Source organism: Corynebacterium sp. 2571A, assembly GCF_055700935.1.
In genome coordinates this window covers 244488-263279 of the sequence record NZ_JASTTE010000002.1, presented here as the reverse complement: position 1 = coordinate 263279, position 18792 = coordinate 244488, and the positions used below count along the sequence as shown (strand labels likewise).

Below are 18792 nucleotides of genomic sequence, written 5' to 3'. Positions count from 1 at the left end.
ATTTCGGTATCGGCTGGCACACCTGTTACAACTTAAAGCCATGGCGAAAAGCGGTAGCTCCCAAAAATCGTGGCCGGTGGCCCTAGGCGGGCTCGCGGTGGTTCTCATCGCGGGCTACTTCGGCCTCGACTTAGGCGGCAATGGCTCCGGCTCGGGTGCGGGCTCGGAGACCGCGGCGTCGGCAGAGAATGATACGTGTGAGCTGTCCACCCTGCCGGACGAGGCCGCCGAGACCGTGGAGACCATTCAGGCCGGCGGGCCCTACCCGCACCCGGACAATGACAACCAGCGCTTCGGCAACTACGAGGGCGTCCTGCCGGACCAGGCCTCCGGTTACTACCGCGAGTACACCGTGGAGACCCCGGGGATTAACCACCGCGGCGAGCGCCGGATCGTGACCGGCGGCGGCAGCGAGACCGACCCCGAGCACTGGTACTACACCTCCGACCACTACGAAAGCTTCTGCGAGATCCCAGATGCCGAACACTAAACGCGTACTGATTACGGACTGCCTGCGCAGCGAGGCCGACTTCTACCGGGCGCTGGGCAACCTGCGCCAGGCCGGTGAGCGCCCCGCCCCGCGCAATCTCGACGCCCTAGCCGACTTCCTGCGCGAGCTCGGCCTGGATTCCATCGTCTGCGCCGACTGGTGCCTGCCCGAGGCCGACTCGCGGCGCCTGCGCCGGGTGCTCGACGACCTCGGCGTGCGTCTGCTGCGCTAGCCGCGCCTAGTCGTAGAAGCCGGCCAGGTCCGCGGACTGGCGGGCCACCCGCTCCAGGCGGGACTCGGTCATGGACGCGATCTGGTCCACGATGACTCGGCAGCGCTGCGCCGGGGTCTCCGCCTGCTCGTACCAGAGCCTGAACATCGGGTCCAGCGCCCCCGGCGCGCCGGCGGTCAGGTAGTCGAAGACGCGGTAGATTCTTTCGCGCTGCCGATCCTGGCGGGCCAGGTGGGTCGGCTCGTCCATGACGTAGAGGACCGCGATGGTCTTCAGCAGCCGCACCTCCGCGTCCGCTAGCGGCGGGACCACCAGGCGGCCGTGCTGGCGGCCCAGCTGGTTGCTGGCCAACAGGTCCGTGTTGGCCGCCCGCGTGGCCTCCACCGTCGCGCCGACGTAGCGGCCCACCAGCTCCGAGGTCAGCTGCTTGAGCGCGACGTAGTCGTCCAGGGTGTGGTTGAAGTCCGCGGCGCGGTTGACCACCGGCAGGCGGCGCAGGGAATCGGCAGCAGCCAGCAGCTCCTCGGCCGTGCCGCCGAAGGCGTGCGCGCCCTTGTCGGCCAGGGCGGCCAGCTCCACCAGGTCCCAGAGCACCTGCAGGGAGATGCGGCCGGAGACCACCCCGTCCTCGACGTCGTGGACGGAATAGGCGATGTCGTCGGAGAAGTCCATGGCCTGGGCCTCCATGGAGGGCAGGTCGTCGGCGTGCCCGGCGCGCAGCCACTCCAGCGTGGCCGCGTCCTGGTCGTAGCAGCCGTATTTGCGGTTGGTGGTGCCGTCCGGGTTGGTCTTGGTGCGCGGGTACTTGCACGCCGCGTCCAGGGCCGCGCGCGTCAGGTTGAGCCCGTAGGAGGTCTCACTTTCCGCGCCGACACCGAGGATCTTCGGCTCGAGGAAGCTCAGGATGCGCAGGGTCTGCGCGTTGCCTTCGAAGCCGCCGCAGTCCGCGGCGACCTCGTTGAGCGCGTTCTCGCCGTTGTGCCCGTAGGGCGGGTGGCCGATGTCGTGGGTCAGGCCGGCCATGTCGCACAGGTCCGGATCCAGCCCCAGGCCGGAGCCGATGCCGCGGGCGATCTGGGCGACCTCTAGCGAGTGGGTCAGCCGCGTGCGCGGGGTGTCCCCGTCGTGGGGGCCGACCACCTGGGTCTTGTCCGCCAGGCGGCGCAGCGCGGCCGAGTGCAGCACGCGGGCGCGGTCGCGGGCGAAGGCGCCGCGATGGTCGGCATCGGCAGCGCTGCCGGAAGGAAAGCTCGAGCCCTTGGTCCCTTCCGGGCTGCGGCGGGCGCGGTCGGCGGGTTGGTAGCTATAGGTCACCCTGCCAGTCTAAACGCCGGGCCGGGCCGCGGCCGGTTGGCTAATCGGCGCGTAGGAAATGGTTGCGGCGGGCCCGCGAGGGCCGCAGGCGGTTTTCGATGCCGTGCAGCACCCCGCGCAGCTGCCGCGCCCGGTGGGCGCCGACGGTCAGCTCCGCGCCGAGGACGGCCAGTCCCCCGCCCTCGTGGGCGGCCGCGCGCCACCAGGAACGGTGCGGGAAGCGCTGCGGGCAGTCGCGCGCCCCGCAGGTGCGAGCGCGCAGGCCGGCCCGCCGGGCCAGGGCGGCAGTCCGCGCGCGGTGCAGCGGATCGGTGACAATGACGCCGGCGCCCAGCCCGCGCGCGGAGACCTCGCGGGCCAGCGCGGCCAGGGAGCCGGCGGTGTCGTTGCCCTCCGGCAGGGCCATGACCCGGGCGCTGTCGATGCCGCCTGCCACAAGGTCCCGGGCCGCCACGCCGGCCTCGGTGAAGCGGTCGCCGGGCAGGTTGCCGCCCAGGGTGAAAACCGCGGCGGCCGGGTGCCCAAGTGCGAGCTGGATGGCGGTGGCGATGCGCGCGGCGAGCACGCGGGAGGCCACCCCGTCGTATTGCGCGGTGCCGAGGACCGCGATCCAGGCCGGCGCCGCAGGCGTGCGGGAAGGTTGTGTTGCGGCTGGTTTCACCGTGCCCAGTATGCCAGCAACACGGTATTCTGGTGGCCATGACAAAGCGCGTTCACCTGCCCCACCCCGTCGCAAACTCCCGGCTGCCGCTGCGGCTGTCAGCCATTTCCGCCGCCGCGCTGGTGGCCTGCGCCGCCCCGGTCGCCCTGGAGGCAACGGCGGCGCCGGGCGAACACGGGCAGGTCCTCGCGCTGGAGCCTAGCCAGGTGCGCCAGCCGGTCACGGACGAGGCCGGCGTGCTCTCGGACGCCGAGATCAGCCAGCTGTCCGAGCAGATTTCGGAGCTGCAGACCGAGCAGCAGCGCCTGCTCTACATCATCTACTCCAACGACCTGTCCGGCCTGCAGGCCCAGGACTACGCCCAACAGGTGGTCAACTCCCGCGGGCAGAACACCGCCGCCTTCGTGGTCAACGTGGACGCCCGGGACGCCGGCGTCTACGTGGGCGGCGAATGGAACCAGAGTGATATCGACCGGCTCTACGACGCCGCCTATGCCCGCCTGGCCGCCGACGACTTCCCCGGTGCGGCGCAGGCCGTCGTCGAGGAGGCGCTCAACAAGGGGCGCGGCGACGAGGGCGCCGGCGGCACCGGCTGGTTGCTGGGCGGCGGGGCCGCACTCGCCGCGGCCGGCGGCGGCATCTGGGCCTATTCGCGCCGCAAGACCAAGAAGCAGTCGCAGGCCACGCTGACCGATGCCCGCAGCATCGACCCGGCCGACACCCGCCGGCTGGGCGCCCTGCCGCTGGAAACCCTGGAGGAGCGCGCCCGCGAGGAGCTGGTCTCCACCGACGAGTCCATCCGCCGCGGCAAAGAGGAACTCCAGCTGGCCCAGGCCGAGTTCGGGGCGGAGCGCACCCGCCAGTTCACCCGCGCGATGAACCACTCCACCGCCACGCTGCGCAAGGCCTTCGACATCCGCCAGCGCCTGGATGATTCGATCCCGGAATCCGAGTCCCAGCGCCGCCAGATGCTGGTCGACATCATCTCCTCCTGCGGGCAGGCGGACCGGGCCCTGGACGAGCAGGCCGAGGAATTCGCCGAGATGCGCAACCTGCTGGCCACCGCGGACAGCAAGCTCGACGAGCTGACCCAGCGCGTGGTCGACCTGCGCGCCCGCCAGCCGCAGGCGCAGGCCACCTGGGAGTCGCTGCAGGCCGACTACTCGGCCGAGATGCTCGAATCCATCGCCGACAACGTCGAGATGGCCGCGGTCAGCCTGGACGAGGTGGACAAGGACTTAGAGCGCGCCCGCGGCATTGCCGCCCGGCCGGCGGGCCAGCAGGGCGGGCTTATCGACGCCATCCGTTCCTGCGAGCACGCCCTCGAGGTGGCCAACCGGCTGCTGACCGGCGTGGAAAACGCCGAGACCAATATCGCCACCGCCAAGTCCCAGCTGGGCGCGTTGATTGCCGAGGTCGACGAGGAGCTCGCCGAGGCCGAGCGCCTCAAGCAGCAGGGCCAGTCCCAGGGCACCGCCGCCGACTGGGCCGCCCTGGACGAGCTGGTCGGCCGCGCCCAGCGCTCCCTCGAGCGTGCCCGCACCGAGGGCGGGGACGATCCGCTGGGCTGCTACACGGAGCTGGCCACCATCGACACCGAGGTCGATCAGGCCTTGGACCGCGTCCGCGAGGTCACCTCGACCCACGCGCGCCAGCTGGCGCTGCTGGACCAGCAGCTTAGCGCCGCAGCCGCGCAGATCCAGGCCGCCGAGGATCTCATCTCCTCGCGCGGGCGGCTCATCGGCGCCTCCGCGCGCACGGCCCTGGCAGACGCGGAGCGCCTGCGCGCCCAGGCGCTGCAGTACAAGAAGTCCGATATCCAGCGCGCCCTCGATTCCGCCCGGCAGGCGCTGGCCGCCGCCCAGGCCGCGCTGCAGCGGGCCAAGAGCGACATCGACGACTACCGCCGCTCCCAGCGCCGCGCGCAGGCCGGCAATGTCGCCGGCAACGTGGTCACCGGCATGGTCATCGGCCAGCTGCTCGGCGGCGGCAACCGCGGCGGTTTCGGCGGCGGCTTCGGCGGGGGCGGCGGCTTCAGCGGCGGCGGCCGCGGCGGCGCCTTCTAGCCTCTCTCAATTGTCCGCTTGCCCCTCCCGCTCGCGGGAGGGCTAGATGCGCCGGGTCTGGCGCGGCAGGTCGACCAGGCTAATCCCCCAGGTCAAAAAGGCTAGGTCCGCCAGCGGGAGGGCCTCGCCGGCCGGGGTGCGGGTGACCACAAGGTCCCCTCCCAGCTGCGGGCTGGTGCGCGCGATAGTCACCGGGGCGTCCTCCCCCGTGCCCAGGACCTTCACGCAGCGTTCCCGCTTAAAGGGCCGGGTGCGCTCCAGGATATAGCGGCGGGGCCCGCAGGTGGCGGACAGGCGGGAGACCGAGAAGGTGGTCTGCTGGAGGTTGAAAAACGTCCCCTGGGAGGACGTTCCGCGCAGGCGGAAGCGCATCTGGCTGCCCAGGTTTTCGAGCAGCAGATGATCTCCGGCCACGGTGAGGACCTCGTCGTTAGCGCTGGCGATGACGCCGTCTGCCGCATCCAGCAAACGACCACCGCTCCAGCGCAATTGGGCCTCTACCCGGTGGCCGGAGTGCCCGTTAAATACACCCGCCTTGTCATTCACGGATGCAGTTTAAATCAGAACCGCCAGCACCGCCACCGCAGAGAGCAAAATCAAGGTGCCGATGATGGCCACGGAGCGCTGGGACAACCGGTTCTCCAGGACGACGCGGCTAAACCAGCTCAGCGCCGCCACCTCCTGGCGGTTTAAGTCCAGCGCGGAGTCCGGGTCGGAATCATCCTCGGCGTTGTCGAATTCCAGGATCGCCTCGCGCACGCCGTTGTTGGCGCCGCTGAACTGGGCGACCTTGTGGTCATTGACGTCGAAGATGACCCAGTTGCTGCCCGACTCGTTGACCAGGCTGAAGGTGCGGCCCTCCAGGGAGGCCTGTAGGGTCTTGTCCTTTTTCAGGTTGCCGGCCAGGCGGTAGGTGCGCCCGTCGTCCGAGGTGGCCGAGGCCCCCAGCTGCTCATCGACTTCGGTGCGCCAGTGCTGGCCGTCGACCTCCGCGCCGGAGGCGGTGAAGGAGCCCAGCTCCTCCGGCCCCCGGCCCACCAGCAACGTCGGCTGCTCCTTGTCGCTGCGGTCCCAACTTGTGAAGTGCATGGTTATGCCTTCTCCCTCTTAGCAGCCGATGAGGCGAGCAGCCAGGTAGGCTTCCAGCTCGTCGATTTTGACGCGCTCCTGCTCCATGGTGTCGCGCTCGCGCACGGTGACCGCGCCGTCCTCCAGGGAGTCGAAGTCGAAGGTCACGCAGAACGGCGTGCCGATCTCGTCCTGGCGGCGGTAGCGGCGGCCGATGGCGCCGGAGACATCGTAGTCGATGTTCCAGTGCGCGCGCAGCTTGTCCGCCAGCTCCTTGGCCGGGGTAGACAGCTCCGGCTTCTTAGACAGCGGCAGGACCGCGACCTTGACCGGCGACAGGCGGCGGTCAAGGCGCAGCACGACGCGCTTGTCGGTGCCGCCCTTCGCGTTCGGGGCCTCCTCCTCGTGGTAGGCGTCCACCAGGAAGGCCATCATGGAGCGGCCCAGGCCGGCGGCCGGCTCGATGACGTACGGGATCCAGCGCTCGTCGGCCTGCTGGTCGTAGTAGGACAGATCCTCGCCGGAGCCTTCCGCGTGCACGCGCAGGTCGTAGTCCGTACGGTTGGCCACGCCCTCGAGCTCGCCCCACTTGGAGCCGGTGAAGCCGAAGGCGTATTCCACGTCCACCGTGCGCTTGGAGTAGTGGGACAGCTTCTCCTTCGGGTGCTCGTACAGGCGCAGGTTTTCCGGGTTAATGCCCAGGTCGACGTACCAGTTGTAGCGGTCGTCGATCCAGTACTGGTGCCACTGCTCGTCCTCGCCCGGCTTGACGAAGAACTCCATCTCCATCTGCTCGAACTCGCGGGTGCGGAAGATGAAGTTACCCGGCGTGATCTCGTTGCGGAAGGACTTGCCGATGTTGGCGATACCGAACGGCGGCTTCATCCGCGCCGAGGTCAGCACGTTCTTGAAGTTGACGAAGATGCCCTGGGCGGTCTCCGGGCGCAGGTAGTGCAGGCCCTCCTCGTCGTCGACCGGGCCCAGGTAGGTCTTCAGCAGGCCGGAGAAGGCCTTCGGCTCGGTCCAGTTGCCCGGCTGGCCGGTCTCCGGATCATTAATGTCGGCCAGGCCGTTTTCCGGGGCGTGGCCGTGCTTTTCCTCGTAGGCCTCCAGCAGGTGGTCCGCGCGGTAGCGCTTGTGGGTGTAGAGGGACTCCACCAGCGGGTCCGTGAAGACCTCGACGTGGCCGGAGGACACCCAGGTCTGGCGCGGCAGGATGATGGAGGAGTCAATGCCCACGACGTCGTCGCGGGACTGGACCATGTGGCGCCACCACTGGCGCTTGATGTTTTCCTTGAGCTCCACCCCCAGCGGGCCGTAATCCCACGCCGAGCGGGAACCGCCATAGATTTCACCCGCCTGGTAGACCAAACCACGTCGTTTACACAGGTTAACTACGGTATCAATGACGGATGCCATGAGTGTTTCTGACTCCTCTAGTCGGGATTTCAATCCCCGGCCGGTTGCAGGGGATATAGGTCAATCACAGTCTAGCGTGTCCGCCAGCCCAGCTCGCAGCGGGGGCACTCCAAGCCCACCCAATCCAAACACTGTGGACGGGGGTAACCATTTATTATTTCGGCTGTCTGTTGGACGGCCGGTATATCATTGTGACTACACTAAACAATATGGATTTGGTATACCTTGGCGTTGCAGTATGGCGATAATTTATAGAAGTTAGCCCATTATTGGTCTAATGCAAGAGTAAAAATTCCCTATACCCCAACGCCCGCAGGAGAAAGAACACCCCCGCATGTGTAGAAAGCAGGACGCCGCCGACGTTGAACCCGCGGTCCGGATTCTCAGCGCGCTCGATTCACCGCTCAGGCTCCACATCCTCCTCCTTCTCCGCGAGCGCGAACACTACGTCCACGAGCTGGTCGAGGCGCTCGACAAGTCCCAGCCGCTCATCAGCCAGCACCTGCGCGTGCTCAAGCAGGCCGGCCTGGTCCGCGCCGAGCGCTCCGGGCGCGAGGTCACCTACCGGCTCGCCGCCGAGGAAATCCTGGACATCTACCGCCAGGCCGCCACACTCAGCACCACCCTCGAGTTCAAAGACTAGCCGCCCGACCGGACCGGTGGCGCCCTCTTCCTGGTTGTAGAGGTAGTTGTAGATGTATCAACGCTGGTAAACTAGCCGGTATGGCCATCCAAAGCAGTATCCCCAAGCTGGGCTCCCGCAACACCCGTCAGCGCACCGCCGTCATCGAGGTCCTGCGGGACATGGAGAAATTCGCCTCCGCCAAGGACATCCACTTCGCGCTCCAGCAGCGCCAGGAAAAGGTGGGCCTGACCACCGTCTACCGCACCCTGCAGTCCTTGAGCGATATCGATGCCGTCGATGCCCTCCACATGCCCAACGGCGAGACCCTTTACCGCCACTGCGACTCCGACGCGCACCACCACCACCTGGTCTGCACCAAGTGCGGCCGCACCGAGGAAATCGACGGCGGCCCCATCGAAGACTGGGCGGCCCGCATAGCCAAGGACTACGACTTCGAACTGACCGGCCACGACGCCGAAATCTTCGGCACCTGCCGCCAGTGCCGCCTAGCCGATAAGAGCAGCGAAGCCGACGCCGAGTAGGTAGGTAATCCCGGCCGCACCCAGCCCGATAGCAAGCTGGCGCAGCGCCCGCTTCAGCGGCGGCTTGCCGGAGATTACCCCCACCACGCCGCCGGTAAACATCAGGGCGATGGCCACCAGCACCAGCGCGACCACCGCGCCCACGGTGGTCGAGGCCCCGAAGAGGAACGGGATGATCGGGATAAACGCGCCGGTAGCGAAGAAACAGAAGCTTGACAGCGCCGCCGACCACGCCTGGCCGATGACCCCCGGCGCCCCGCCGTCGGCCTCACCCGCGGCGTCCGCAGCCGGCAGGCCCATCGCGCCCAGCCCCGCCGAGGGGTGCGCGGCGCGCTGGCGGGCCTGCATCTTGTCGAAGACCTCCTGGGCCTTGGTCTCCGCGGCCTCCGCGCCCATGCCGCGGGCCCGGTAGATGAGCGCGAGTTCGTTGGCGTTGACGTCCAGGTCCGGCACCAGCGTGTGGGCGTCCGGCGCCGGGCGGGAGGCCTCTAGCAGCTCGCTTTGGGACTTCACCGAGACGTATTCGCCCGCCGCCATGGACAGCGCGCCGGCCAGCAGGCCGGAAATGCCCGTCAGCAGCACCGCCGTCGATGCCGCGCCCGAGCCCATCACGCCAATGACCAGCGCCAGGTTGGAGACCAGCCCGTCGTTGGCGCCGAAGACGGCGGCGCGGAAATTGCCCGACATCTTCTCGCGCCCGCGCGTGGCCAGCCCGCGCACGACCTCGGCGTGGACGTGCTCGTCCGCGGCCATCTGGTCGCTGGCGTCGATATCGTCCGTATAGGGGGTACGCGTTTCCGCGGTCTGCATCAGCGCCAGCGTGAACACGGATCCGAAGTGCTGCGCCATAAAGCCCAGCGCCCGCGTGCCCAGGTCCGGCTTGCGCGGGAAACCGACGGCATCCCCTAACTTGTCCCGCCAATACTGCTCGTGCCGGGACTCCGACTCCGCCAGCTGCAGCAGGATGGAGCGCTCCTCGCCGACTTTCTTGCGCGCCAGCTCGCGGTAGACCGCCGCCTCGGCGCGCTCGTTGGCCAGGTAGCGCCGCCAACGGTTGATCTGCTGCTTGGTCGGCTCTCCCGGAGCAGCCACTACTTCGTCCCCCCGAATCGGCGGTCGCGGCGCGCGTACTCCTCCACGGCGGCGAACATGTCCTCCGGCGTGAAGTCCGGGAAGAGCTTGTCCTGGTAGATCATCTCCGCGTAGGCCGACTCCCACAGCAGGAAGTTCGAGGTCCGCTTCTCCCCCGACGGGCGCAGGAAAAGGTCCACGTCCGGCATGTCCGGGTCGTAGAGGTGCTGGGCGATGGTCTTTTCATTAATCTCGCGCGGGCGCATCTCCCCGCGCGCGACCTTGTCCGCAATGACCCGCATGCCGTCGACCAGCTCGGCCCGGCCGCCGTAGTTCACGCACATCACCAGGGTCATCCGCGTGTTGTCGCGGGTGAGCTCCTCGGCCGCTTCCAGCTCGCGCACCACGCTGCGCCACAGGCGCGGGCGCCGCCCGGCCCAGACCACGCGCACGCCCTTCTCGTGCAGCCAGCCGCGCTGGCGCCTAAGGACGTCGCGGTTAAAGCCCATCAAAAAGCGCACCTCTTCGGGGCTGCGCCGCCAGTTCTCCGTGGAAAAGGCGTAGGCCGACAGGTAGTCCACGCCCATGGCCAGGCAGGCGTCGACGGCGTCGAGCAGCACCGCCTCGCCGCGCTTGTGCCCCTCGGTGCGCGCCATGCCGCGCTCCTGCGCCCAGCGTCCGTTGCCGTCCATGACGAGCGCGATGTGCTTCGGCATAAATTCGGCGGGGATCTGCGGCGGGTGCAGGATGCGGTTCGGATCGGGAGTAATCACAGCCACCCATTCTACTGTCTGCACACTACCTTGCCGCAAGGCGGCGTCGGCTAGCTCTGATCCATCACCGCCAGCGCCGTGACCTTGTGCTCGATGTGCCACTGCAGGTGCGCCCGCGTCAGCTGGTGGGCTTGGGCCCCACGCGTGGGCACCGCGGCTATCGATGCCTCCGCCTGCCCCAGCCGGTCATGCGCCAGCAGCCACATCACGTGCAAGGTCTCCGGGTCCACCTCCGCCGCCCCGGGCGGGCGGCACTGGTGGCAGGCCGCCCCGCCGACGGCGGGGTGGAAAGCGTGGTGGGGGCCTGGCGCCCCGCATTGGGCACAGTCGAAGAGGCTGGGTGCCCAGCCGGCGTGGGCCATCGCCTGCAGCAGGAAGGAATCCAGCACGGCGGTGGGATCGGCATCGGTCTGCAGCAGGCTAAACGTTGCGCGCAGGGCCTCGTACAGGTAGGGGTCCGTGTCCGTGGCGGCCAGGCGCTCGGCGGACTCCAGGGCCGCGCAGGCCGCGGTGTAGCGGTCGTAGTCGTAGGTGATCTTGGCCCCGTAGTACTCCACGGTGTCGGCCTGGGAGATGGTGGCCAGGTTGCGGCCCGGGTAGAGCTGCACGTCCAGGTTGACGAAGTGCTGCAGCCGGGAGCCGAACCGGGACTTGGCCCGGCGCACCCCCTTGGCCACGGAACGGACCAGCCCGTGCTCGCGGGTCAGCAGCACCACCACGCGGTCGGCCTCGCCGAAATCGTAGGTGCGGATGACCCAGGCGCGGTCCCGGTACGACGCCCGCGACATGGCCTAAAAGCCCAGCCGGCCCAGCGACTTCGGGTCGGACTGCCAGTTCTTGAGCACCTTGATGCGCAGGTCCAGGTAGATGTTCTGGCCCAGCAGGGAGATGATTTCCTTGCGGGCGTTGCCCACGATCCGGCGCATCCGGCGCCCGTCCTTGCCCTCGATGATTCGCTTTTGCCCCGGGCGCTCCACATAGAGCACGGCGTGGACGTCGAGCACGCCCTCGCGCTCCGGATCGGGCAGGACCTCGTCGACCTCCACCGCCACCGAGTGCGGCAGCTCGTCCTTGAGCCCGGACAGCGCGGCCTCGCGGATGAGCTCCGAGATGCGGGTGTCCCGGTCGTCGTCGGTGACGTGGTCGTCCGGGTAGAACTTCGGGCCCTCCGGCAGCGCCTCGGTCAGCACGCCGATGAGATCGTCGATCTGCGTGTTTTCCCGCGCGGAGACCGGGATGACCACGGCATCCGGGTCGTCCTGGCTCAGCAGCTCGTGCAGGGCCAGCAGCTGCGCGCCGACCTGGTCCTTGGTGGCCTTGTCCAGCTTGGTCACGATCCCGACCACCGGGGTGCGCGGGGCGACCTTTTTGACGTTGTCCAGGATCCAGCGATCTCCCGGGCCGATCTTTTCGTCCGCCGGCACGGTCATGCCGATGACGTCGACGTCGGCGTAGGTGTCCTTGACGGCCTCGTTGAGGCGCTCGCCCAGCAGCGTTCGCGGCCGGTGTAGGCCGGGGGTGTCCACCACGATGATCTGGGCATTGTCGCGGTGCACCAGCCCGCGGATCGGGTGTCGCGTGGTCTCCGGCTGATCCGCGGTGATGGCGATCTTCTGCCCCACCAGCGCGTTGGTGAGGGTGGACTTGCCGGTGTTCGGGCGGCCGACGAAGCTGACGAACCCGGAGCGGAACCCCTCCGGGGTGCCGGCCGTGCCGGCCAAGAATGTTTCATTAGTCATCGTGGGAACTATCCTACAAGGTCACGCGCGGGGGCAGGAAAACCTAGAGTTCGTCCACGCTGAACTGCAGCTGCGGGTGGGCGAAGCAGTCCTGGGCGGCGATGAGCTCCAGCTCGCGCGAGTCCGCCTCGTAGGTGGTGCGCAGCAGATCGTAGACCTGGGAGGCCGTGGCCTTGAGCGCCGCGTGGGCATCCTGGTGGCGCACGTAGTGGCCGGTGAACAGGGCCGCGGTCACGTCGCCGGAGCCGTTGTACTTGACCGGCAGGCGCGGGGTGGTCACCGTAAAGGCGCGGTCGCCGTCCACGGCGATCATCTCCACCTGGTCCTCCGGGGTCTCGGGCCGCTCGACGGAGGTCACCAGGACCACGCGCGGGCCAATCTCCTGGGCCACCTTGACCGCCTGCAGGGTCTCGTCCAGCGTGCCGGTCGGCTGGCCGGTCAGGTAGCCCAGCTCAAACTGGTTGGGGAAAATGATGTCGGCGACCGGCAGGATTTTATCGCGCAGCAGCGGCGGGATCTCGTCGGAGACGAAGCAGCCGGACTTCTCGTTGCCCATCACCGGGTCGCAGGCGTACAGCGCCTGCGGGTTGGCCTTTTTGACCCGGCGCACGGCGTCGATGATGACCTCCGCGATATCGGAGCCGCCCTGGTAGCCGGACAGCACCGCCGCGACATCCGGGAAGGCGCCGCGGCGCTCGATGCCGTCGATGATCTCGGTGACCTGCGCGGCCGGCAGCTGCGGCCCGCCCCAGTCACCGTAGCCGGTGTGGTTCGAGAAATTAACGGTGTGCACGGGCCAGACCTCGTGGCCGGCGCGTTGGAGGGGAAAGACGGCAGCGGAGTTCCCCACGTGCCCGTAGGCCACATGAGACTGGATGGAAAGGATACTCATGGCAGATAAGTCTAGTCGTCGTCTACGTCACTGTTGCCGGGTGTGGCCACCGGCTCCCCCACCGGCGGGATGCCACCGCCGGGCACCTGGCGGTCCAGGTCCGCGCGGTCGGCCGCCGAAGGGAACGCCCGCGGGCCGGTCGGCTTGGGCTGGTAGCTCACCCCGCGCGCGGACAGATCGTCGTACCAGTTGGCCAGCAGCTCGTTCTGCAGGCCGAACATCTCCTTTTCCTGCGCGGGGGTGGCGTGGTCGTAGCCCAGCAGGTGCAGCACCCCGTGCACCGTCAAAAGCGCCAGCTCGTGGCCCAGCGAATGGCCGGCGGCCTGGGCCTGGCGCTCGGCGAATTCGGGGCACAGGACGATATCGCCCAGCATCGCCGGGCCAAAGCCGTCCTGGGCCGCCGGCGCGTCCGGGCGCAGGGTACCGGTGCTCGAGCCCGGGGTGACCTCATCCATCGGGAAGCTCATCACGTCCGTAGGCCCGGCCAGGTCCATCCAGCGCACGTGCATGTCCTCGATTGTGGCCAGGTCGACCGCGGAGATGGTCGCCTCGGCCTCCGGGCTGACGTCCATCTGCGCCAGGGCGAAGCTGGCGACGTCTCCCAGCATCTCCTCGTTCACGCCGGCGTAGCCGGACTCGTTGACAAATTCAATGGCCATGGTTTTTCTAGCCCTCCTGCTTCTGGCGGCCGCGCTCGGTGGCGGCATCGTAGGCATCGTAAGCGTTGACGATCCGCCCGACCAGCGCGTGGCGCACCACGTCGTGGGAACCGAGATCCGCGAAATAAATATCGTCCACCCCGTCCAGGATGCGGCGCACGATCTTCAGCCCGGAGACCTGCCCGCGCGGCAGGTCCACCTGGGAGACGTCGCCGGTGACCACGATGGTCGAGCCGAAGCCCAGGCGGGTCAGGAACATCTTCATCTGCTCGGGCGTGGTGTTTTGGGCCTCGTCGAGGATGACGAAGGCATCGTTGAGCGTGCGGCCGCGCATATAGGCCAGCGGGGCGACCTCGATGATGCCGGCGTCCATCAGCTTCGGGATCATCTCCGGGTCCAGCATGTCCCGCAGCGCGTCGTAGAGCGGGCGCAGGTAGGGGTCGATCTTGTCGTTTAAGGTGCCGGGCAAAAAGCCCAGCTTCTCGCCCGCCTCGACGGCCGGGCGGGTCAGGATGATGCGTTGGACCTGCTTGTTCTGCAACGCCTGGACGGCCTTGGCCACGGCCAGGTAGGTCTTGCCGGAGCCGGCCGGGCCGATGCCGAAGACCACCGTGTGATCATCAATGGCCTGCACGTACCGGCTCTGCCCCACCGTCTTCGGCCGGATGGTCTTGCCGCGCCGCGAGATAATATCCGCGGCCAGCGCCTGGCTGACCGACAGCGGCGCCTCCGTCTCGATCATGGCCACGGTGTGCTTGACCGTCTCCGGGGAGATGGCGTGCCCACGGCGGGCGATGGCCTCCAACTCCTCGAAGACCTTGACCGCCCGGGCGATCTCGAAGTCGGGGCCCGTGACGGTCACCGTGGTGCCGCGGGCGAAGAGATCGGCATCCAGCTGGTCGTTGAGCACGCGCAGCGTCGCATCCGCCGTGCCCAGCACGGCGTTGACGTAGACCGGGTCGAGCTCAATTTTCTGGGTATCAATAGCCACGCCCATAGGCTACCAGCGCTCGGTTAACGCCCCGATAGCCGCCAGGGCCACCATGGCCGCCGATGCCGTCCGCAGCACCTGCGGCCCCAACTTGATAGGTTGCGCCCCGGCCTGGGTCAGGCGTTCCAGCTCCGCGCTGCCGATGCCACCTTCCGGGCCCACCAGCAGGTAGACCGTGCCGGAAAGCTGGGCCTCACGGATGCTGCGGGTGGCCTCCTCGTGCAGGACTAAGGCGTGGTCGGCCTGGGCCAGCAGCTGGGTCAGCTCGCCGGTGGTGACCGGGCCGCTAACCCGCGGGATGCGCGCCCGGCGGGACTGTTTGGCCGCCGCCTGGGCCGCAGCCTCCCACTTGGCCAGCGCCTTCGGGATCTTCTTGCCCTCCCACTTGGCCACGCAGCGGTCGGCCTGCCAGGCGATGATCTCGTCCGCGCCGGCCTGGGTGGCCAAATCCACGGCCAGTTCGGCGCGCTCCGATTTCGGGATGGCCTGCACGACGACCACCTTCGGATGCGGGGCCGGTTCCGCGCGCACCGCGGTGACGGTGGCCTCCAGCTGGTCCTTCCCAGCGGTGGCGGTGACCTCCGCGGTGACCACGCGGCCGGTGCCGTCGATAAGCTCCAGCTGCTCGGCGGGTTTGAGCCGCTTGACCGTCACGGCGTGGCGGCCCTCCGCCCCGTCCAGGCGCACGGTCTGACCGGGCGCGGCGGGGCTCAGGTCCGGGTGGATGAATACGGGCAGCGACATTAGCGACGGAAGTGGCCCCGCAGGCGGGAAAACAGCGACTCGTCCTGGCCGTCGCCCTCCTCCTTGACGGTGGCGGAGTCGTTCTGGCGGTCGCGGATCTTCTCCAGCGCCTCGCGGGTCTTCTTGTCCAGGTTGCGCGGGACCACCACGTCCACGTGGGCGTACAGGTTGCCCGCGCCCTCGGTGCGCAGGCGGGTCATGCCCTGGCCCGGGATCTCGATGGCCTCGCCCGGCTGCGTGCCGGCGGCCACGTCCACGGTGACCTCCTCGCCGCTTAGGTGCGGCAGCTTGACCTGGGTGCCCAGGGCGGCGTCCACCATCGGCACGCGCAGGGTCACGTGCAGGTCGTCGGCGTCGCGCTCGAAGACCTTGTGCGGGCGGGTAGAAACCTCCACGTAGAGGTCGCCGGCCGGGCCGCCGCCGTGGCCGACCTCGCCCTGGGATGCCATGCGGATGCGCATGCCGTTGCCGATGCCCGCCGGGATATTGACCTTCAGGTCCCGGCGCTTCTTCACGCGTCCGTCGCCGCCGCAGTGGTTGCAGGGGTCCTCGATGATTTCGCCGTAGCCCTGGCACTGCGGGCACGGGCGCGAGGTAAGAACGTTGCCCAGGAAGCTGCGCTGGGTCTCCTGGATTTCACCCGCGCCGGAGCAGGTCGGGCAGGTCACCGGCTTGGCCTTGGACTCCGAGCCGGAGCCCTCGCACTTGTCGCAGAGCACGGCGGTGTCCACGGTGACCTGCTTCTGCAGGCCGGTGAAGGCCTCCTCGAGGGTGATGCTGGTGCGCAGCAGGGCGTCGTTGCCCGGCTGCACGCGCGAGCGCGGGCCGCGGGAGCCGCCGGCCGCCCCGCCGAAGAACTCGGCGAAGATATCGCCCAGGCCGCCGCCCCCGAAGCCGCTGAAACCGCCCGCGCCGGCACCGGGCCCGCCGCCGCGCTGCTCCATGGGATCTCCGCCCATGTCCACGATCTGGCGCTTCTGCGGGTCCAGCAGGACCTCTTGGGCCAGGGAGGCCTCGCGGAACTTCTCCGCCGCCTCGTCGTCGCCCGGGTTCACGTCCGGGTGGTACTTGCGCGCGAGCTTGCGGTAGGCCTTCTTAATCTCCGAGTCGGACGCGGACTTGTCCACGCCCAGAATGCCGTAATAGTCACGAGCCACGGTAAATTGCGTCCTTACTTGCTTAGTCGATAGGGGTATTTAAAAATCTGTAGCGGCCTTCCAGCCTACTAGCCGCTGCAGCGGCTATTTCTCCCCGGCCAGAATTTCGCTGACATAGCGTGCAACAGCAGAAACCTTAGCTATTGTTCCCGAGTAATCCATAAACGTCGGCCCCACCACGCCGAGGCCGCCCAGCGTCTCGCCGTCCGTGCCGTAGGCGGTGGTTACCACCGACGAGGTGCGCAGGGCGTCCGCCTCGTGCTCGTCCCCGATGACCACGGAGACGTTGCCCATATCCGGCACGCGCGCCAGCAGCTTGAGGAAGACCACCTGCTCCTCGAGGGCATCGATAATGCCCGGCAGGCCGTCCGGGAAATCCCGGGCCAGGCGGGTCAGGTTGGAGGTGCCGGCCAGCAGCAGGCGGTCGGCCGGCTGGTTGACCAGGGTCTCGATCAGCGTCGTGGCGCTGTTGAGCACGTGCCCGCGCATGTCCACCGGGGCGACGTCGACCAGGTCGGCCAGGGACTGGGAGGCCTCCGTGATGGTCTTGCCCGCCAGGGCGTTGTTGAGCAGCTCGCGCAGCCGGTGCGTCTGGTCCGGGTCGATGACCGCATCCAGCGCCACGTTGCGCTGGTCCACCCGGCCGGTATCCGTAATCAGCACCAGCAGCAGGCGGACCGGGCTTAAGGCCACGACCTCGCAGTGCTTGACGCGCGAGACCTGCAGGTTCGGCATCTGCACCACCGCGGCCTGCTTGGTGACCTGGGCCAATAGCTGCACCGAGCGCGAGAGCACGTCCTCCAGGTCCACCCCGCCTTCCAGGAAGTTGAGCATGGCCCGGCGCTCCGACGCGCTCAAGGGTTTTAAGTCGTGGATGGCGTCCACGAAGAGGCGGTAGCCCTTCTGCGTGGGAACGCGCCCGGAGCTGGCGTGCGGCTGGGTGATTAGGCCTTCGGATTCCAACGCCGCCATGTCGTTGCGGATGGTCGCCGATGATACCCCCAGCTGGTAGCGCTCCAGCAGGGTCTTCGAGCCCACCGGTTCCTGGCTGGCAATATAGTCCGCGACGATGGCACGCAGGACTTCCTTGCGGCGCGCATCAGTAGTGCTAGACATGCCTTTAAGCCTACCCGCGGTCTTCGGCCACCAAGATATCGGTGATAATCCCGTCCGCCAGCAGGCGTCCGGAGTCCGTGACCTTTAACCGCCCGTCGGCTTCTTCCAGCAGCCCGCGCCGGCGATGCCGCCCCACCACCTCGTCGGCAGCCTCCGAGACCCAGCCGCGCGGGATGCCCTCGCTCAACCGCAGGCCCAGCATGATGGCCTCGGTGTGCCGGTCGGCGTCGGTGAGGATTTCTTCGCCGGCGATGGGCAGGGCGGCATCGCCAAGCAGGCGGGAGTAGCGGGCCGGGTGCTTGACGTTGAAAAAGCGGGTGTTGCCCAGGTGGGAGTGGGCGCCGGGGCCAGCACCCCACCAGTCGCCGTCGCGCCAGTAGATGAGGTTGTGCCGGCAGGCCCCGCCCGGCTTCGCCCAGTTGGAGACCTCGTACCATCCGTAGCCGGCCTCCTCCAGGGCGCCGGCGATGAGCTGGTAGCGCCGGGCCATAACGTCCTCGTCGGGGGCGGGCAGCTGGCCTTTGTTGACCTTGCGGGCCATGCGGGTGCCGTCCTCCACGATGAGCGAATAGGCGCTGACGTGGTCCACGCCCGTGGCCAGCACGCGGTCCAGGGTCGCGCGCACGTCGTCGTCGGTCTCGCCCGGCGTGCCGTAGATCATGTCCAGGTTCACGTGCTCGAAGCCCGCGGCCAGGGCCTCGGCGGCCGCGTCGAAGGCCCGGCCCGGCGTGTGGGCGCGCTCCAGCACCGCCAGCACGGCCGACGATGCCGACTGCATCCCCAGGCTCACCCGCGTAAAGCCCGCCTCGCGTAGGCCGGCGAAAAACGCCGGGCCCGTCGACTCCGGGTTGGATTCCGTGGTCACCTCCGCGCCTTTGGCCAGGCCGAAGGTCGCGCGCACGCGGTCCAGCACGCGGGCCAGGCCGTCCGCACCCAGCAACGAGGGGGTGCCGCCGCCGATAAAGACCGTCTCCGCCGGGCGCTGGATCTTCGCCGCTGCCAGCTCGAGCTCCTGGTCCAGGGCGTCGAGGTAGCTGGCCTGCGAATTCGGCGCGCCCAACTCCCCGGGCGTATAGGTGTTGAAATCGCAATACCCGCAGCGTGTGGCGCAAAACGGGACGTGGATATAGAGCCCAAAGGAATCCTGCATGGGCATCAGCCTAGCGAAAGCGGGAACAAACTTGGGGGCCAGGGCGGTTATACATGTAGTCTAAGAAGGTAAAAAATCCCCGT

21 protein-coding genes are annotated in these 18792 nt (G+C 68.4%); 5 read left to right on the top strand and 16 right to left on the bottom strand.

Translation table 11 applies throughout. The annotated features are described in order from the left end of the window. Positions 1 to 40: 40 nt before the first annotated feature. Positions 41 to 490: a guanyl-specific ribonuclease gene (locus QQS53_RS04630; protein ID WP_472774740.1), complete on the top strand. Its 450-nt coding sequence runs from the start codon at positions 41 to 43 to the stop codon at positions 488 to 490. Continuing rightward, positions 477 to 722 (top strand): hypothetical protein, encoded by a 246-nt coding sequence (locus tag QQS53_RS04625; protein WP_472774739.1) that lies wholly within the window; start codon positions 477 to 479, stop codon positions 720 to 722. The genes QQS53_RS04630 and QQS53_RS04625 overlap by 14 nt, the downstream gene beginning before the upstream one ends. Before the next feature lie 6 nt (positions 723 to 728). On the opposite strand, the gene QQS53_RS04620 is transcribed toward QQS53_RS04625, so the two are convergent. Together QQS53_RS04620 and QQS53_RS04615 are read right to left on the bottom strand one after the other, a co-directional pair. Next, positions 729 to 2036 carry a deoxyguanosinetriphosphate triphosphohydrolase gene (locus QQS53_RS04620; protein ID WP_472774738.1) on the bottom strand — a complete coding sequence of 436 codons (1308 nt, stop codon included), beginning with the start codon at positions 2034 to 2036 and terminating at the stop codon, positions 729 to 731. Between the two features lie 40 nt (positions 2037 to 2076). Beyond that, positions 2077 to 2697 carry a YdcF family protein gene (locus tag QQS53_RS04615; RefSeq protein WP_472774737.1) on the bottom strand — a complete coding sequence of 207 codons (621 nt, stop codon included), beginning with the start codon at positions 2695 to 2697 and terminating at the stop codon, positions 2077 to 2079. 38 nt (positions 2698 to 2735) lie between these two features. Here QQS53_RS04615 and QQS53_RS04610 point away from each other — a divergent pair, with 38 nt between their 5' ends. Further along, positions 2736 to 4763, top strand: a complete 2028-nt coding sequence (locus tag QQS53_RS04610; protein ID WP_472774736.1) for a TPM domain-containing protein — start codon at positions 2736 to 2738, stop codon at positions 4761 to 4763. Between the two features lie 42 nt (positions 4764 to 4805). Here the strand turns inward: QQS53_RS04610 and QQS53_RS04605 are convergent, their stop codons facing one another. Genes QQS53_RS04605 through QQS53_RS04595 form a run of 3 tightly spaced genes read right to left on the bottom strand, consistent with a single transcriptional unit; the run spans position 4806 to position 7250 of the window. Next, on the bottom strand, positions 4806 to 5309 hold the full coding sequence (locus QQS53_RS04605) for a hypothetical protein (protein ID WP_472774735.1): 504 nt from the start codon (positions 5307 to 5309) through the stop codon (positions 4806 to 4808). 9 nt (positions 5310 to 5318) lie between these two features. Next, complete coding sequence (locus QQS53_RS04600; RefSeq protein WP_472774734.1) at positions 5319 to 5852, bottom strand: hypothetical protein; 534 nt, start codon at positions 5850 to 5852, stop codon at positions 5319 to 5321. 18 nt (positions 5853 to 5870) lie between these two features. Then, positions 5871 to 7250, bottom strand: a complete 1380-nt coding sequence (locus tag QQS53_RS04595; RefSeq protein ID WP_070768827.1) for a glycine--tRNA ligase — start codon at positions 7248 to 7250, stop codon at positions 5871 to 5873. A 334-nt stretch (positions 7251 to 7584) separates the two neighbouring features. Here QQS53_RS04595 and QQS53_RS04590 point away from each other — a divergent pair, with 334 nt between their 5' ends. Then, the gene (locus QQS53_RS04590) at positions 7585 to 7893 is read left to right on the top strand and encodes an ArsR/SmtB family transcription factor (RefSeq protein WP_472774733.1); all 309 of its coding nucleotides are present in this window, start codon (positions 7585 to 7587) and stop codon (positions 7891 to 7893) included. Between the two features lie 80 nt (positions 7894 to 7973). Next, entirely contained in the window at positions 7974 to 8417 is a 444-nt protein-coding gene (locus tag QQS53_RS04585) for a Fur family transcriptional regulator (RefSeq protein WP_472774732.1), read from the top strand. Here the strand turns inward: QQS53_RS04585 and QQS53_RS04580 are convergent. The 11 genes from QQS53_RS04580 to hemW all read right to left on the bottom strand — a co-directional run bounded on the left by QQS53_RS04580 (position 8382) and on the right by hemW (position 18709). Next, positions 8382 to 9509, bottom strand: a complete 1128-nt coding sequence (locus tag QQS53_RS04580) for a VIT1/CCC1 transporter family protein (RefSeq protein WP_472774731.1) — start codon at positions 9507 to 9509, stop codon at positions 8382 to 8384. The genes QQS53_RS04585 and QQS53_RS04580 overlap by 36 nt on opposite strands. Next, positions 9509 to 10261 (bottom strand): isoprenyl transferase, encoded by a 753-nt coding sequence (locus QQS53_RS04575; protein ID WP_472774730.1) that lies wholly within the window; start codon positions 10259 to 10261, stop codon positions 9509 to 9511. The genes QQS53_RS04580 and QQS53_RS04575 overlap by 1 nt, the downstream gene beginning before the upstream one ends. Positions 10262 to 10311: 50 nt before the next feature. Further along, entirely contained in the window at positions 10312 to 11049 is a 738-nt protein-coding gene (gene recO, locus QQS53_RS04570) for a DNA repair protein RecO (RefSeq protein WP_472774729.1), read from the bottom strand. Positions 11050 to 11052: 3 nt separating this feature from the next. After that, positions 11053 to 12000, bottom strand: a complete 948-nt coding sequence (gene era, locus QQS53_RS04565; protein ID WP_472774728.1) for a GTPase Era — start codon at positions 11998 to 12000, stop codon at positions 11053 to 11055. 43 nt (positions 12001 to 12043) lie between these two features. Next, positions 12044 to 12892 carry a pyridoxal kinase PdxY gene (gene pdxY, locus QQS53_RS04560; protein ID WP_472774727.1) on the bottom strand — a complete coding sequence of 283 codons (849 nt, stop codon included), beginning with the start codon at positions 12890 to 12892 and terminating at the stop codon, positions 12044 to 12046. Positions 12893 to 12903: 11 nt separating this feature from the next. Beyond that, positions 12904 to 13551, bottom strand: coding sequence for an rRNA maturation RNase YbeY (gene ybeY, locus QQS53_RS04555; protein ID WP_472774726.1), 648 nt, complete (start codon positions 13549 to 13551; stop codon positions 12904 to 12906). Between the two features lie 7 nt (positions 13552 to 13558). Next, positions 13559 to 14542: a PhoH family protein gene (locus QQS53_RS04550; RefSeq protein ID WP_472774725.1), complete on the bottom strand. Its 984-nt coding sequence runs from the start codon at positions 14540 to 14542 to the stop codon at positions 13559 to 13561. Between the two features lie 9 nt (positions 14543 to 14551). Beyond that, positions 14552 to 15286, bottom strand: a complete 735-nt coding sequence (locus QQS53_RS04545) for a 16S rRNA (uracil(1498)-N(3))-methyltransferase (protein ID WP_472774724.1) — start codon at positions 15284 to 15286, stop codon at positions 14552 to 14554. After that, a complete protein-coding gene (gene dnaJ, locus QQS53_RS04540; protein ID WP_472774723.1) occupies positions 15286 to 16443 on the bottom strand; it encodes a molecular chaperone DnaJ in 1158 nt (385 codons plus the stop codon). The genes QQS53_RS04545 and dnaJ overlap by 1 nt, the downstream gene beginning before the upstream one ends. Positions 16444 to 16527: 84 nt before the next feature. Then, entirely contained in the window at positions 16528 to 17559 is a 1032-nt protein-coding gene (hrcA, locus tag QQS53_RS04535) for a heat-inducible transcriptional repressor HrcA (protein ID WP_472774722.1), read from the bottom strand. Between the two features lie 10 nt (positions 17560 to 17569). Beyond that, positions 17570 to 18709 carry a radical SAM family heme chaperone HemW gene (hemW, locus tag QQS53_RS04530; protein WP_472774721.1) on the bottom strand — a complete coding sequence of 380 codons (1140 nt, stop codon included), beginning with the start codon at positions 18707 to 18709 and terminating at the stop codon, positions 17570 to 17572. Between the last annotated feature and the right edge of the window lie 83 nt (positions 18710 to 18792).

What these genes read in the sequence shown, in the direction of transcription:
- era (WP_472774728.1), bottom strand. Translation starts at nt 12,000, where the DNA reads ATGACTAATGAAACATTCTTGGCCGGCACGGCCGGCACCCCGGAGGGG.
- QQS53_RS04625 (WP_472774739.1), top strand. Translation starts at nt 477, where the DNA reads ATGCCGAACACTAAACGCGTACTGATTACGGACTGCCTGCGCAGCGAG.
- QQS53_RS04545 (WP_472774724.1), bottom strand. Translation starts at nt 15,286, where the DNA reads ATGTCGCTGCCCGTATTCATCCACCCGGACCTGAGCCCCGCCGCGCCC.
- hrcA (WP_472774722.1), bottom strand. Translation starts at nt 17,559, where the DNA reads ATGTCTAGCACTACTGATGCGCGCCGCAAGGAAGTCCTGCGTGCCATC.
- ybeY (WP_472774726.1), bottom strand. Translation starts at nt 13,551, where the DNA reads ATGGCCATTGAATTTGTCAACGAGTCCGGCTACGCCGGCGTGAACGAG.
- pdxY (WP_472774727.1), bottom strand. Translation starts at nt 12,892, where the DNA reads ATGAGTATCCTTTCCATCCAGTCTCATGTGGCCTACGGGCACGTGGGG.
- QQS53_RS04590 (WP_472774733.1), top strand. Translation starts at nt 7,585, where the DNA reads ATGTGTAGAAAGCAGGACGCCGCCGACGTTGAACCCGCGGTCCGGATT.
- QQS53_RS04585 (WP_472774732.1), top strand. Translation starts at nt 7,974, where the DNA reads ATGGCCATCCAAAGCAGTATCCCCAAGCTGGGCTCCCGCAACACCCGT.
- QQS53_RS04610 (WP_472774736.1), top strand. Translation starts at nt 2,736, where the DNA reads ATGACAAAGCGCGTTCACCTGCCCCACCCCGTCGCAAACTCCCGGCTG.
- QQS53_RS04600 (WP_472774734.1), bottom strand. Translation starts at nt 5,852, where the DNA reads ATGCACTTCACAAGTTGGGACCGCAGCGACAAGGAGCAGCCGACGTTG.
- hemW (WP_472774721.1), bottom strand. Translation starts at nt 18,709, where the DNA reads ATGCAGGATTCCTTTGGGCTCTATATCCACGTCCCGTTTTGCGCCACA.
- QQS53_RS04595 (WP_070768827.1), bottom strand. Translation starts at nt 7,250, where the DNA reads ATGGCATCCGTCATTGATACCGTAGTTAACCTGTGTAAACGACGTGGT.
- recO (WP_472774729.1), bottom strand. Translation starts at nt 11,049, where the DNA reads ATGTCGCGGGCGTCGTACCGGGACCGCGCCTGGGTCATCCGCACCTAC.
- QQS53_RS04630 (WP_472774740.1), top strand. Translation starts at nt 41, where the DNA reads ATGGCGAAAAGCGGTAGCTCCCAAAAATCGTGGCCGGTGGCCCTAGGC.